The 1,270-nt window shown below is 68.7% G+C and carries 1 protein-coding gene and 1 pseudogene; both read right to left on the minus strand.

Annotation, left to right across the window (positions count from 1 at the left end):
- A pseudogene (locus tag I6F33_RS37835) lies at positions 1-104 on the minus strand (ATP-binding protein); the annotation flags it as partial.
- 11 nt (positions 105-115) lie between these two features.
- Positions 116-1,270, minus strand: a 1,155-nt coding sequence (gene istA, locus I6F33_RS37840; RefSeq protein ID WP_225145782.1) for an IS21 family transposase, incomplete at its 5' end; no start/stop codon positions are given.

A 1,270-nucleotide genomic window follows, 5' to 3' on the forward strand; every position in this document is an offset into this window, starting at 1 on the left:
CCGAGGCTGCCAGCCTCACCGGCGGCTTCAATGTCGGCGAAGGCCTTGGCCATGCCGTGGAGGCCGAGGGCGTTGAGGCGGTCGAGGGTCGGATGGGTGAGCAAGGGACGGTCTCCTAATTGTAGTAGCGCGGTCCGCGGATGTTGGCATGCAGGATCGGCGCATCGTCCGCGGAGCGCTGGTGAGCGGGACGCCGATCGAGATTGTTGGCGAGGATCGACTTGACCGAGCCATAGGTGCGCGCGCCGATGTCGATCGCCCGCGCAGCCGCCGCGTCCAGCCGTTCGCGCCCATAGGAGGCGGCGAGCCTGAGGATGCCGAGGCAGGCGCGGAAGCCTTGTTCGGGGTGCGAGCGCTCGTCGAGAATGAGGTCGCACAATGCGCTGGTTGCCGGCCCGATCGCGGCGGCGTCCTGACGGATACGCCCGATAGTCCAGCCGGCGTAGCGCCGATGGCTGGAGGCCATGTGCTCCGGCACGGTGGTGTGCTTGTGATTGCCACTCATGCGCTGATGCGCGGCAATCCGCTCGCCCTTGTGGAAGATCTCGACGGTGCGGGCGGTGAACCGCACCTCGACCTCGGCACGCGCGAAGCGATGCGGAACGCTGTAATAATGCTTCTCCACCTCGACGTGGTAGTCGAGGCTGACGCGGCGGATCCGCCACTCGGCGAGCACGTAGGGGCTCGCCGGCAACGGCTTGAGCGCCGGCCGGTCGATCTCCTCGAGCAGCCGGCGGCGCGTCACGCCGAGCCGCCGGATCGGCCGCTCCTCGTTGAGCCTGGTGAGCAACTCGCCGATCGCTGCGTTGACCTCGGCGAGGCTGTAGAAGACGCGGTGGCGCAGGCGGCCGAGCAGCCAGCGCTCGATGATGAGGACGGCCTGCTCGACCTTGGCCTTGTCGCGCGGCTTGCGAGGTCGCGCCGGCAAGACGGCCGTGCCGTAATGCGCGGCCATCTCCGCATAGGTGCGATTGATCTGCGGGTCGTAGAGGCTCGCCTTGATGACTGCGACTTTGGTGTTGTCAGGCACCAAGAGCGCCGGGACGCCGCCGATCGCCGCGAAGGCGCCAACATGGGCGCTGATCCAGTCGGCGAGTCCCTGCGTCCACGTCGCCTGCGCGGAGGTGAAGCTCGAGGCGCCGAGCACGGCGACGAAGATCTGCGCCGTCCTCCGCTCGCCGGTGAGGCGGTCGACTACCACCGGCACGCCGTCGCCCGCGTAGTCGACGAACAGCTTGTCGCCGGCCGCGTGCGCCTGGCGCATCGTCAC

Origin of the sequence: Bradyrhizobium sp. BRP20 (genome assembly GCF_020194215.1) — a bacterium.
GTDB lineage: Bacteria > Pseudomonadota > Alphaproteobacteria > Rhizobiales > Xanthobacteraceae > Bradyrhizobium > Bradyrhizobium yuanmingense.